Raw genomic sequence first — 12,991 nt, 5'->3', positions numbered from 1 at the left:
ACAATCAGTGCGCGCCGGCCTGGGCGGGTGTGGTTTGATTTCGGAACGAAGCTTCCATCCTGTCCACCAGCGTTAGCGCTTCCCGTAAATGCAGCAGGATAATTTCCCGGTCCTCCTGCATTTCCGCCAGCTCTTCCAGCATTTCGCACTGCTCCGTCAGCTGACGGATGCCGGTGACGCGCAGCGATCCGGTGATGCGATGAAACAGGCTGGCGGCAGTGGCGAGATCGCCGCTTTGCACCACGTCAATCGCCTGCGTCAGATCGGTGCGTGCTTCATTAATCACGATGTCGAGAAAATCCGCGATAGCGCCGGGGCTGTTGGGCATATATTTCTCGATTTCGGCGATGTCGACCCAGTCAGAAAAATCATCACCGACCGACAGCGCGCTGGCGCTGTGAATCTGGCTCAGAATCGTGGTTAACTGCGCCAGCTTAACCGGCCGGAACACGCATTCGTTCATCCCCGCTTCGAGACAGCGCTGACGTTCGGACTGCTGCGCGTTGGCGGTGATACCGATGATGTAGGTGCTCTTATCTTCCCGGCGGATGTTGCGCGTCATGTCCAGACCGTTCATCACCGGCATATTGCAATCGGTAATGATCACATCCGGCTTCTGCTGCCGCCACTGCGCCAGGCCTTCTTCACCGTTGTTCGCTTCGCGGAAACTATGACCTAACAGCGTCAGCTGACGCGAAATCAGCAGGCGGTTGGCCGGATGATCGTCAATGATCAGCACATTCAGCGCGACCTGCGGCGCAGCGGGCAACGGTTCCGCGACCGGAGACGGCAGCGGGGTAGCGATATCACGCACGCTGACCGGCACGGCGACGTTGAGCACGGTGCCGACGCCGGGTTCGCTCTCCAGAGAAATGCTGCCGCCCATCAGGCGGGTGATCTCCTGGCAGATAAACAGGCCCAGCCCGGTGCCGGCGTTATCCGACAGGCCGGCCTGTTCGAACGGGCGGAAAAGCGCATTTTGCGCTGCTTTATCGATGCCGCGTCCGGTATCGGCCACCTGGATCCGCAGCTCGGTATGGCTCTCCAGCGGCGTCAGACCCACCGTAACCTTCACTTCACCCTGATCGGTGAACTTGACGGCGTTACCCACCAGGTTAGACAGCACCTGGCGTACGCGACTGGCATCGCAAAACAGATCGTCATCGCCGACTGGCAGCATCAGGTTCAGGTTGATGCCTTTTTGCCGCGCCAGGCCGTCGAAGGCACAGATCACCGGACGCACCAGCGCATGCAGGCTGACCCACTGCGGCTGCAGCGTCATGCGTCCCGACTCAATTTTCGCCATATCGAGAATGTCGCCGACGATATCCATCAGGCTGACCGCCGCTTCGTGCGCCACGCGAATCAGTTCGGTATCGGCGCGGCCTTCCTGCGTCTGCAGTTCCAGCAGGCCAATCACCGCACTGAGCGGCGTGCGAATTTCATGGCTCATGGTGGCGAGGAAGTCGCTTTTGCTCTGGCTGGCCAGCTCGGTGGCTTCGCGCGCCAGCGAAAGATCTTCCAGCAATTGCAGGTAGTCGGTGACGTCCTGCCAGCCGCAAATCAGCCCGCCGCTGCCGACTTCATCGCCGGTGTACGAGGTCATCCAGTGACGGATATGGCGCTTCTGCCGCCCGTCATCAATAACAAATTCCGCCTCTTCCGGAATGTCGCCGGGCTGGATGTTTTTGTCGATCTGCTGCCACACGTGATAGAGCGGATGGCGACAGTCATACAGCGAATAGCCCAGATGGGTTTGTTCTTCCGGGGTGAAAAACTGGGTAAACGCCGGATTGGTGTGCACGATCATCCCATCCAGCGAGGCGACATAAAACGGCCGCGGCGGACCATTGATCAGGCGATCGCGCAGCTGAATTTCCTGGCGCAGCAGCGCTTTGGTGCGGCGCGTCCGTTTGACCTGCCGCATCAGCAGCACCGCCCAGACAAAGGTGACGGCGATGATGGTGGCTGCGCCCAGCGCGCCGACATAAAACTCTTTGCGGTACAGCTTCCAGGTGTCGAAATGCGCGGCGGGCGTGGCCTGCCAGTGGGTTAATACATCGGTCATCATGCCAGCCGGAATGGCGGCCAGCGCTTTGTTCATGATGTCCTGCAGTTCCGGCTCGCTGCGGCTGACGCCAAAGGCGATAGCCGCTTCCTGCGCCGGTTTCAGCTCAGTTAAGCGCAGTTTGCCGGGATACAGACCTTCAGAGAGATAGCGCGCGCCCACCAGCGTATTAATGGTGGCGTCGGTTTGCCCATCCGCCACCCACTGCATCGCCAGGCTGGGATTGCCAACATAATCGACTGACACATCAGGATATTTTTTCAGAAACCAGTGGGAGGCATCCTGCTCGCGCACCAGCGCGGCGCGTTTTGGCGGCGCATCCTGCGCGGCCGTGTTGGTCACCAGCACTTCCGGCGTGAACATAAACGGTGTGGTCATCAAAAACTCACGACTGCGCTGCTGACTCCAGATTAGCGGTGCGGCGATGGCGACATCACCATGTTTCATACGGGCAGCAAGATCGCGGCTGTCACTGATCTCCACAAAATTGAAGGTAATGCCGGTGCGCATTTCAATCAGGTTGAGCAACTCCGGCACGATACCTGTGATCTCACCCTCACTGTTTTTGATAAAGAACGGCGCCACCAGGTCAGTGACGGCCATGTTGATTTGGTTATGAGTTTGTAACCAGGCCTGCTCGGTGGGCGTCAGCGCCAGCGGTGTAGTAACAAACCGCGTGATATTGGCAATATCCCAGCGCGCAGCGATGATCTCACCGGCCGCGTGGCGCTGCAGGGCGTCAAATGCAATGCGCATCGCCCGCGCCAGCACGTGTTCTTTGCTGTTGACCACAAAGCGATACGGCGAACTGAGATCGGGCAGAATGTGATCGATGGTTAGCGTATTCAGATAGTTGCGTTCAATCAGGTAATAGGCTTCCACCGCCGGCACATCGGCATAGGGCAGGGTGCCCATCGCGACCTGCGGCAGCTGGCTGTAAGGAGATGTTATCGCCGGGCCGGGTAAAAACTCCTGACCGGCCAGCGGGTTACTGCTGCTGCGCACCACCCGAACCGGACTGGCTTTCAGCGCGGTTACGCTGATGGTGTCGTTAACATGCGCCGGGACCGCTTCACCGGCCGGCACAAATATCATATCCAGCTCTTCGCGCGCCAGCGCGGCAAAGGCTTCGGGCGCGGTGTCGTAATGTTTGACGCGAAAACTGATACCCAGGCTGTGCAGCGCAGCGTAAGCCGCATCGGGAATGTAGCCAAATACTCTTCCCTCAGGATTGGTGCGCAACATCGGTGGCCGATCCGGCCCATAGATGCCAATCACGCTGTCGCGCTTTTGTCCCAGCCAGTGCCAGTCGCTGTCATTGAGCATCGGCGCGGGCATCGCCGGCAAATCGTTAGGCTGATAGTTAAGCTGCTGCACCGCCGCGCGCAGTGGGGCGACCAGCAGCAGCGCGCAGCACAGCGCGCACAGGAAAAAAAGTCGCATCAGTTAATCTGGTTCCGGCGGGTGAAATCGAGTAAATCCTTTTGATTTTTCAGCGATAACTTTTCCATCAGTCTGGCTTTATAGGTACTGACCGTTTTATTGCTGAGCTTCATGCGGTTGGCAATTTTGACAATCTCGGTGCCTTCACCGAGGTAGCGCAGCACTTCATATTCGCGATGCGACAGCAGCAGCAATTTGTCGCTGTCCTGCACCAGTTGATCGCCCTCCGCCTGGTGACTCAGGCGCAGCGGGAAAAAACCATAGCCGGACAGCACCGCGTCAACGGCTTGTGCCAGGTCGTTCAGATTGTTCTTTTTACTGATAAAACCATTGGCACCGGCTTTTTTACTCTTATAGGCGTAAAATTCCGCGTTTTTCCCGCTCATCACAATCACCGGAATTAATGAGCCCGCGGTGCGAAGATTCCTGACCGCTTCAATACCATCAATGCCGGGCAGATCTATATCAATAATTGCCGCATCGGCGCCATTCTCTTTGATCAGGCTAAATATATTGTCGCCATCAACAGCCTCTGCTGAAACACGATGCCCGGCATTTTCCAGCACCAGCCGTATCGCCACGCGCACAATGGGATGATCATCAACAATAACAAAGTTAGCCATACGCACTGCCTTTCTCTTAATTAAACTGAGTACGCTCGTTCAAAAGCACACTTATATAATGTCATCTTAATCAACTCAAGATCATTCTGTACATGGGCATTTATTTTTAAATGTAGTCCATAGCTTACAGCTGATTACTGGCTGTCTTATTTACAACGATAAAATCTCGCCTGCGACTTTTCTGCTTAGCATAAAGATTATTCACTAAGGATAAACGGCGCGAATTTATTAAACTTAAGTGCTGAAGATTAAAGGTTCGTAAGTTTTTAGAAACTTAACATGGCAACAGAGTGCGAAAAGATTATCGTCTTAATAACAGCAATTTACAGTAAATTTTTAAATGGTTGATGTTATGGGTAGGTTATGAAATTTGCGCCAGATGAATTATTTGATAAATGAATTGGTCGTTGTTGTTGTATTTAGGTGATAAACCGGACGTGCAGTAGTTCGGGTAAATGAATGAACGCTGAATTAACCACGCTGCATTGCGGGTTGCAAAGGGAGATGCGGCGTTTATTCTCTGCGCACTCAGGTTGCGCTGATGCATTGTTTTTGAATTATTTAAATTTCAAGGTGAGTGAACCTGTAGTCCTTAGCCTACAGCGTAACCTGATGGTTTTTATTTTTGTGGCGATTAGTTTTGAGACAGGTCTTAAAGAGGTCAAGACCTGTCTCAACGTTAGAATTCAGCCCAATCCCGTAGCTTTAATTATTTTGCGGCATCAGGTGGAGGAGAAAATTCTTATCGCATCGCCGCCGTTTAAACCGTTAGGTCGTATCCGTCCGGGTTCGACATAATCAGAATCAGGAAAAAGCATGAACAAAAATTATCGTGTTATCTGGAATTATGCCCAGCAATGTTATGTCGTGGCCTCGGAACTGGCGCGCGGCAAAGTGAAGTCTTCCTGCTCTGGTGCAGCGACAAATAAATCATCACTGATTATTGGCGCGCTGGGCTCGGCGCTGCTGCTGGCCGGTTCACCGGCGGCGCTGGCCTCTTCTCATGGCGCAATGGTAAACGGCCCTGAGGATAAGCTGGAACTGAGCAACCAGACGCTGCAGGCGACCGGTAACGATCGTTATGGGCTGCTGGTGCAGAATGGCGGGCAGGCCAGCGCCACGGATGTCATCGTGCTCAATGATGGCAATAACGGCTACGGTGTATTCTCCACCCTTGCGTCTTCTGCGATTGAGATGACACGCGGCAGCGTGCAAACCACGGGCGATGGCGGCTACGGTGTGGTCGCCAGCCGGACTGGCACTTTAAAACTCGATGGCACCCGCGTGGAAACCACCGGAAAAACCGCCTACGGCGCCTACGCTTCTTCTGCCGGTATCATTAACAGCCAGAACGCAGACTATATAACGCACGGCGACAGTGCCTATGGTGTTTATTCGCGCGCTGCGGGTTCGCTGATCGATATCACAGGCGGCAGCGTCACCACCAGTGGCACCAAGGCTTATGGTTTGGTGGCGGGTTCCGGCGGCAGCCTGACTGCGGATGGCGTAAATGTGGTCACCCATGGCGACCAGTCCTTTGGTGTTTTTGCTAACCTGGCCGGGACAGAAGTTACGCTGGCAGGTGGAGCAGTGACGACCAGCGGTACCAATGCCTACGGTCTGGCAGCGATTTCCGGTGGCAAACTCAACGCCAGCGGCGTGCAGGTTGCGACCAGCGGGCAGGATGCCCACGGTCTGTACGTCGCTGGCTCGGGGACGATGACCGCCTCAGATGCCCACGTCAGCACCTCTGGCCGGAATGCACATGGCGGCTACGCCAGCGGCGAGGGCTCTGTGCTCAACGTGGACAATAGTACATTTGTGGTTACTGGCGCCGGTGCTAATGGCCTGCTTGCAGATCCAAAATCGACGCTGAATGCGTCGAACTCTGAAATAGAAGTTACCGGCAGTGGTTCAGGCGTGGCCGCCAATGGTTCCGGAACGGTGCTGAGTCTCTCTGACAGCCGGATAAAAGTCGGTCAGCAGGGCGGATATGCAGCGTTTAGCTATGACAACAGTACTATAAATCTGAAGAACGTAGATATTGTCACTGATGCAAACAATTCAGCGCTGTTATCAGCATTTTCAGGCGATATCAATGCCGAAAATGTTTCTGTACAGGCACGCAGCGGTGGTTTCGGAATTCTGGTGCAGGATGGAAGTACATTCACCGGGCAGAATATCACCATTGATAAAAGTGGTATCGATAAAGATGGCTTTAACGCCGCGCTCAACATCCAGAATGTGTATAACCCGGACCTAATCAATTACCTTAATCTGGCTGATTCGAATATTAATATTACAGGCGAAAATGCCACCGGCATTCTTTCTCAGAGCCAGGCCATGCTGGCGGACACTAAACTCGCCAATACCCGCGTCACCGCCACCGGCGGCACCGCCGTCAATGTGCTGACCGGCACCAGCATGAACATCGACGCTAATAATTCGGTGCTGAGCGGCAGCACGCTGCTGAAAACCGGCTATAACACAGCAGAAGGTTCAACCGCCGGGTCAGTGGTACTGAACGGCAGCAACCACTCGCTGTTCATCGGTGACGTGGACATCGACCGCAGCCAGACGCAGGACAGCCAGATCAACCTGAGCGGCAGCTCGGTGTGGACCGGTGCGTCATCCGGCCTCAATACGCTGACGCTGAACGACAACAGCCAGTGGAACATCATGGACAACGGCAGCGTGGATGCGCTGACCGCGAACAACAGCGTGATCAACGTGGCGCACAATACCGCGAACTTCACGGTGCTGACCGTCAACGGCAACTACACGGCGGACAATGCCACGCTGGTGATGAACGCGGCGCTGGGCGGCGACACCTCGGCCACCGACCGGCTGCACGTGCTGGGCGACGTCAATGGCAACACCGACGTGGTGGTGAACAACGCCGGCGGCAGCGGCGCGCAGACCATTCAGGGCCTGCAACTGATTCAGGTGGACGGCGCGACCAACGGCGAATTCCGTCAGAAAGGGCGTATTGTCGCCGGTGCCTATGACTACAACCTGGTAGAAGGCGCGGATCAGCACGGCTGGTATCTGGTGAGCGACAAAAACGGCAGCGAAACCGATCCGGTTAACACCGATCCGGTGACCGCACCGGGCGAAGGCACCGGCGGTGACATCATCGCGCCGCCGGCGGAGCTGCACAATATGATCGTGCGCCCGGAAGCGGCGAGCTACAGCGCCAACCTCGCGGCGGCCAACACGCTGTTCGCCACCAGCATGGACGATCGCCCGGGCGTCACGCAGTACACGGACGCGAACGGCCGGCAGCAGCACACCCGCCTGTGGCTGCGCAACAGCGGCGGTCACAACCATCAGAAAGACAGCAGCGGCCAGCTGAAAACCGACACCAACCGCTACGCTATCCAGCTGGGCGGTGACCTGGCAACCGGCACGCTGCACGGCGCGGACAGCCTGCGCCTCGGCGCGATGGCCGGCTACGGCAACGCGCAGAGCAAATCGCGCTCGGCGGTGAGCGGCTATCAGTCGCGCGGTCAGGTGCACGGCTACAACCTGGGCATTTACGGCACCTGGCAGCAGAACGCGGCGGCGCGCAGCGGCGCGTTTATCGACAGCACGCTGAGCTACGGCTGGTTCGACAACAGCATCAAGGGCGAGGACATCGGCGAGGAGTCCTACAAGTCGAAGGGCATCCTGGCGTCGCTCGCCGGCGGCTACAGCGCCGAAGTGGCGACGCTCTCCGAGTCGACCGGCTTCTGGCTGCGTCCGCAGGCGATGCTGAACTGGCAGGGCGTGAAGGGCGATGACCTGACGGAAGGCAATGGCACCCGCGTACGCGGCACCGGTGAAAATAACCTGCAGAGCCACGTCGGCGTGCGCGCCTCACTGCGCTCCGGGCTGGAGCAGGGGCGCAGCGTGGAGCCGTACGTCGAGGCCAGCTGGGTGCACAACACCCGCGCGCTGGGCACCTCAATGAACGGCGTTACCATCCATCAGGCCGGCACGCGCAACGCCGGTGAGCTGAAGCTGGGCGTCGATGCCACGCTGAATGCCAACGTCAACCTGTGGGGCGGCGTAGCGCAGCAGCTGAGCAGCCACAGCTACAGCGACACCAGCGCCATCGCCGGCGTGAAGGTCAGCTTCTGATGCTCAACGGCTCCCGCAACGGGGGCCGTTTTTTTATGCCCGCCCGCGTTCTCCGCTTTTGTTTACTGCTCACCTGACGTGTTAACACAGAATTAATTGATCTGGAACATAGCGCGGCGACTTACTTTTTGTAGTCCTGCGACTACAGCCGTATGCCGGTGCTCTCATATTCACCCTTCCGCGATTTTGCGAATATTTTCCCATCAGCCGCTCTGGCAGAGATTAATTAAGGCCGGTAAGACAGCGCATCACCGTAAATAGCGTGATGGCTGTGTATTCCGCGCCTGCCCGTTAATAACCGCTTATTCCGCTTATTGCCGGAAGGGATTGCTTTAACCTGAATCAGGAAAAGAATATGAACAAGAGCTATCGCGTTATCTGGAATTATGCCCTGCAATGTTATGTCGTCACCTCGGAACTGGCGCGCGGCAAAGTCAAATCATCCTGCTCCGGTAAAGCGGCGAATAAATCAGCACTGATCGGCGGCGCGCTGGGCTCGGCGCTGCTGCTGGCCGGTTCACCGGCGGCGCTGGCGGCCAACGGTGCCACCATCAGCGATCCGGCGCAGCCGGTTGAACTGAATAATCAGACGCTGCAGGCGACCGGTGACAAAGCTTATGGACTACTGGTGCAGAATGGCGGCAAGGCAAGCGCCACCGACGTGACGGTGCTGAATGCCGGCACCAGCGGCTACGGTGTGTTTTCCACCGTCGGCGCTGCCTCTGCGGAGATGACGCGCGGCAACGTGACCACTACCGGTACCGGCGGCTACGGCGTCGTGGCCAGCCTGACCGGCGCTGTGAAGACCAACGGCACAAAGGTGGAAACTTCCGGCCAGACCGCCCACGCCGCGTATGCCTCTTCAGCAGGTATCATCAACAGCACTGACACCGACTATGTCACTCACGGCGACGGCGCGTATGGTGCTTATTCGCGCGCGGCGGGTTCGCTGATCGATTTAACCGGCGGCAGCGTCACTACCGACGGTACCAGGGCCTACGGTCTGGTGGCGGGATCTGGCGGCCTACTCAATGCCAGCGATGTGCAGGTGAACACCAGCGGCGACCAGTCTTATGCTGTGATGGTCGCTGACAAAGGTAGTGAACTGACGATGACGGGCGGCAACGTGACCACGACCGGGATGAAAGCCTACGGCCTGGCCGCGGGTTCCGGCAGCAAGCTCAGTGCCAGCGGCGTACGGGTGAGAACCAGCGGTGACCAGTCGAATGGCGTGACCGCTAACAATACCGGTACTAAAGTGAACCTGGAGAACAGTACGTTCACAACCGCCGGAGCCAGCGCGATTGGTCTGTATGCCGGCAGCGCTTCAGCTTTAAACGCCAGCAATGTGCAGGTTAGCACCAATGGCGACCATGCTTATGGTGTATATACCGCGAGCGGCGCACATCTTGATGTTTCAGGAGCAGAAATCACGACCTCCGGCCAAAATGCTGATGCTGTCTATGTAAGCGGTGAGGGTTCGCAGTTAAATATCGATAACACGACCATAGCTGCCAGTGGTGGCGGAGCCAATGGTCTTAAAGCTGATGGGAAATCAACGCTTACTGCCGCTAACACTAATATTACAGTCACTGGCAGCGGCTCAGGTATCTCTGCGTCCGCAGACGGTACAGAACTGAACCTGACAGACAGCCGCATTGAGATGGGGCATGAAGCCGGATATGTAGCTTATGTCACGTACGGCAGCATTGCTAATCTCAGGAATGTTGAGATTGTTACTGATGCTAGTAAATCAGCGCTGCTTACCGCATTTTCTGCCACGACCAATGCGAGCGATGTTTCCGTAGTGGCTCGCGGCGGTGGCTATGGCATCCTTGTACAGGATGGCAGCACATTCACGGGAAATAACATCACTATTAATAAAAGCGGTATCGATGCCGAAAGGTATAACGCCGCTATCAGCTTGCAGAATAATTATATTTTTGATTTAACCAATGCCTTGTCATTAACTAATTCAAATATCAGGGTTTCCGGCGAGAATGCTACAGGTATTCTCTCCCCGACGCAGGCCACGCTGGCGGATATTAAACTGGCGAATACCGCTATCACCGCCACCGGCGGCACCGCCGTTAACGTGCTGACCGGCACCAGCATGAAAATCGACGCCGACAACTCGCTGCTGAGCGGCAGCACGTTGCTGAAAACCGGCTATAACACAGCAGAAGGTTCGACCGCCGGCTCGGTGGTGCTGAACGGCAGCAACCACTCGCTGTTTGAAGGCAACGTAGACATTGACCGCAGCCAGACCACCGACAGCCAGATCAACCTGAGCGGCAGCTCGGCGTGGACCGGTGCGTCTTCCGGCCTGAATACGCTGACGCTCAGCGACAACAGCCAGTGGAACATCACCGGCAACAGCAGCGTCGATACGCTCAACGCCAGCAACAGTACGCTGAACTTCACCCACGACGGCGCCGGCTTCAGCACCCTGACGGTGAACGGCAACTACAGCGGCGACAACAGCACGCTGGTGATGAACGCGGCGCTGGGCGACGATAACTCGGCCAGCGATAAGCTGCACATCCTCGGCGACAGCAGCGGCAGCACCGACGTGGTGGTCAACAACGCCGGTGGCAGCGGTGCGCAGACCCTTCAGGGCCTGAACATCATTCAGGTGGATGGCGCTAACAATGGCGAGTTCCGTCAGAAAGGGCGTATTGTCGCCGGTGCCTATGATTACAGCCTGGTGAAGGGCGCGGATCAGCACGGCTGGTATCTGGTGAGCGATAAAAACAGCAGCGAACCCGATCCGGTGGTGACGCCGGGCGAAGGCGAGGGTGGTGAAGTCGTCGAGCCGCCGGCGAACCAGCACAACATGATCGTGCGTCCGGAAGCGGCGGGCTACAGCGCCAACCTCGCGGCAGCCAACACGCTGTTTACCACCAGCATGGACGACCGTCCGGCAGAAACCTTCTACACCGACGCGAACGGCCGGCAGCAGAGCACGCGCCTGTGGCTGCACAACAGCGCCGGCCACAGCCGGGTGAAAGACAGCAGCGGCCAGCTGAAGTCCGACACCAGCCGCTACGCCATCCAGCTGGGCGGCGACATGGCGAGCGGCACGCTGACCGGCAGCGACAGCCTGCGCCTCGGCGCGATGGCCGGCTACGGCAACGCGCAGAGCAAGTCGCGCTCGGCGGTGAGCGGCTACCAGTCACGTGGTCAGGTGAACGGCTACAGCCTGGGCGTGTACGGTAGCTGGCAGCAGAATGCGGCAGAGCAGAGCGGCGCGTTCGTCGACAGCTCGCTGAGCTACGGCTGGTTTAACAACAGCGTGAAGGGCGACGACATCGGCCAGCAGTCGTACAAATCCAAAGGCATCAGCGCGTCGCTGGCCGGCGGCTACCGCGCACAGGTGGCAACGCTGAGCGACAGCACCAGCCTGTGGCTGCGTCCGCAGGCGCAGCTGAACTGGCAGGGCGTGAAGGCGGACGACGTGAAAGAGCAGAACGGCAGCCGCGTGCAGGCCACCGGCCAGAACAACCTGCAGAGCCGCCTCGGCGTGCGCGCCTCGCTGCGCACGCTGCTGGACCCGCAGTCGCAGAGCGCCATCGAGCCGTACGCCGAGGCCAACTGGCTGCACAACAGCAAGGCGTTCGGCACCGCGCTGAACGGCGTCAACATTCAGCAAGCGGGCACGCGTAACGCCGCCGAGGTGAAGCTGGGCGTGGACGCGCGGCTGAACGCGAACGTCAATCTGTGGGGCGGCGTGGCGCAGCAGCTGGGCAACCACAGCTACAGCGACACCAGCGCGGTGGCGGGCGTGAAAGTCAGCTTCTGATAAGTGACATATAATAGAACCGGTGGGGCGTGTCGCCTCACCGGTTTTTTGTATCTGCAATGCGGAGGTCAGGTGTCATTATCCGTGCAACCCGAGTCCGGCCAGTCGATCATTCTTTATGATGGACAATGCAAGCTGTGTAATGCCTGGGTGATTTTTCTGCTGCGCCACCGCCTGCCGCGCGATTATCACTTTGCAGCGATCCAGAGCGAGCGCGGCAAACAGCTGCTGCAGCGCGCCGGATTACCGCAAGCTAACATCCGCACCATCGTGTTACTGCGCGATGGGCAGCACTGGCTGCGCGCGCAGGCTATCTGTCGCATTATGCACTCGCTGCCCTGGCCGTGGCGCGCCTGCGGCGTTCTGCGTTATCTGCCGGACGGGCTCACTAATCTGATCTACAACCTGATTGCCCGCAATCGCTATCGCCTGTTTGGCCGTTATGACCAGGTACACGCGATTGAAGCAGATTATCCGGGACGATTTCTGACCGACTAAAGACTGACGCGCCGGCCCTGCGTATCAATCACTACCTCACCATCCTCTTTAATAAACGGACCGCGCTGCGCATCGGGCAGGATATCCAGCACCTGCTCAGAAGGACGGCACAGACGCGTTCCCAGTGGCGTCACCACAATCGGGCGGTTGATGAGAATCGGCTGCGCCAGCATGGCATCCAGCAGTTGCTCATCGCTCAGCGTCTCACGTGCGGGCCCCAGCGCCTGCCAGGCGTCGGTGTTTTGACGCACCAGCGCGCGCAGGCCAATCCCCATAGCGTCGATCAATTGCTGCAACGTTTCACGCGTGGGCGGCGTAACCAGATAAAGCACAATGGTGGGCTCGACGCCGCTGTCGCGAATCAGTGCCAGCGTATTGCGCGAGGTGCCGCAGTCCGGGTTGTGATAGATCGTAATATTAGTCATTGTCAGTCTC

General features: G+C 57.8%; 7 protein-coding genes. 4 read left to right on the top strand and 3 right to left on the bottom strand.

Annotation, left to right across the window (positions count from 1 at the left end; translation table 11 throughout):
* Nucleotides 1–4 precede the first annotated feature (4 nt).
* Nucleotides 5–3,511: a response regulator gene (locus C1N84_RS19510; protein WP_264444597.1), complete on the bottom strand. Its 3,507-nt coding sequence runs from the start codon at nt 3,509–3,511 to the stop codon at nt 5–7.
* Nucleotides 3,511–4,134: a response regulator gene (locus C1N84_RS19505; protein WP_021509472.1), complete on the bottom strand. Its 624-nt coding sequence runs from the start codon at nt 4,132–4,134 to the stop codon at nt 3,511–3,513. Before C1N84_RS19505 ends, C1N84_RS19510 begins: the two co-directional genes overlap by 1 nt.
* 459 nt (nt 4,135–4,593) lie before the next feature.
* On the opposite strand from C1N84_RS19505, the gene C1N84_RS19500 reads away from it, so the two are divergent.
* The 4 genes from C1N84_RS19500 (at nt 4,594) to C1N84_RS19485 (ending at nt 12,556) form a co-directional block, all read left to right on the top strand.
* Complete coding sequence (locus C1N84_RS19500; protein WP_136547792.1) at nt 4,594–4,932, top strand: hypothetical protein; 339 nt, start codon at nt 4,594–4,596, stop codon at nt 4,930–4,932.
* Between the two features lie 18 nt (nt 4,933–4,950).
* Complete coding sequence (locus tag C1N84_RS19495; protein ID WP_264444600.1) at nt 4,951–8,256, top strand: autotransporter outer membrane beta-barrel domain-containing protein; 3,306 nt, start codon at nt 4,951–4,953, stop codon at nt 8,254–8,256.
* 355 nt (nt 8,257–8,611) lie between these two features.
* Entirely contained in the window at nt 8,612–12,058 is a 3,447-nt protein-coding gene (locus C1N84_RS19490) for an autotransporter outer membrane beta-barrel domain-containing protein (RefSeq protein WP_394541890.1), read from the top strand.
* 72 nt (nt 12,059–12,130) lie between these two features.
* Nucleotides 12,131–12,556: a thiol-disulfide oxidoreductase DCC family protein gene (locus tag C1N84_RS19485; protein ID WP_264444604.1), complete on the top strand. Its 426-nt coding sequence runs from the start codon at nt 12,131–12,133 to the stop codon at nt 12,554–12,556.
* Here the strand turns inward: C1N84_RS19485 and arsC are convergent.
* Nucleotides 12,553–12,981: an arsenate reductase (glutaredoxin) gene (gene arsC / locus C1N84_RS19480; protein ID WP_264444607.1), complete on the bottom strand. Its 429-nt coding sequence runs from the start codon at nt 12,979–12,981 to the stop codon at nt 12,553–12,555. The two genes, C1N84_RS19485 and arsC, sit on opposite strands and share 4 nt — an antisense overlap.
* Nucleotides 12,982–12,991: the final 10 nt, after the last annotated feature.

This window comes from Pantoea sp. SGAir0418 (genome assembly GCF_043529865.1).
This window is presented reverse-complemented; position numbering and strand designations above follow the sequence as displayed.

Coding starts and splice junctions, on each gene's coding strand:
- C1N84_RS19495 (WP_264444600.1), top strand. CDS start 4,951: ATGAACAAAAATTATCGTGTTATCTGGAATTATGCCCAGCAATGTTAT.
- C1N84_RS19500 (WP_136547792.1), top strand. CDS start 4,594: ATGAACGCTGAATTAACCACGCTGCATTGCGGGTTGCAAAGGGAGATG.
- C1N84_RS19505 (WP_021509472.1), bottom strand. CDS start 4,134: ATGGCTAACTTTGTTATTGTTGATGATCATCCCATTGTGCGCGTGGCG.
- C1N84_RS19510 (WP_264444597.1), bottom strand. CDS start 3,511: ATGCGACTTTTTTTCCTGTGCGCGCTGTGCTGCGCGCTGCTGCTGGTC.
- arsC (WP_264444607.1), bottom strand. CDS start 12,981: ATGACTAATATTACGATCTATCACAACCCGGACTGCGGCACCTCGCGC.
- C1N84_RS19490 (WP_394541890.1), top strand. CDS start 8,612: ATGAACAAGAGCTATCGCGTTATCTGGAATTATGCCCTGCAATGTTAT.